This is a genomic window from Xenorhabdus kozodoii, from assembly GCF_002632875.1.
GTDB lineage: Bacteria > Pseudomonadota > Gammaproteobacteria > Enterobacterales > Enterobacteriaceae > Xenorhabdus > Xenorhabdus kozodoii.
On the sequence record NZ_NJCX01000121.1, the window covers coordinates 1 to 401 of the forward strand.

1 protein-coding gene is annotated in these 401 nt (G+C 55.9%); it reads left to right on the forward strand.

Annotated elements, in window-relative coordinates; genetic code table 11:
* The coding region (locus Xkoz_RS19415) for a terminase TerL endonuclease subunit (RefSeq protein ID WP_244183537.1) at positions 1–401 on the forward strand (401 nt) is incomplete at both ends.

Genomic DNA, 401 nt, shown 5'->3' on the forward strand with positions numbered 1-401 from the left:
TACAATCGCTGCTGTTCGGTATCACCACAGCAGGTTTCAATAAGGAAGGCATCTGTTACGAACTGCGCGACTACACCGTCAAGGTGCTGCGCGGTCAGGTGCCCGATGACACCTTCTTCGGCATCATCTACACCCTCGACAAAGAGGATGACCCCTTTGATGAAACGGTCTGGCAAAAGGCCAATCCCGGACTGGGGATCTGCAAGCGCTGGGATGACCTGAGACGGCTGGCGAAAAAGGCCAAAGAACAGGTGTCTGCCCGGCATAACTTCTTCACCAAGCACCTGAACCTGTGGGTCACGGCCGAATCCGCGTGGATGGACATGTTGAAATGGGACGACTGCGAACCGATAGCCCCGCCGCATGAACTGAAAACCTACCCGATGTGGGTGGGCGTGGAT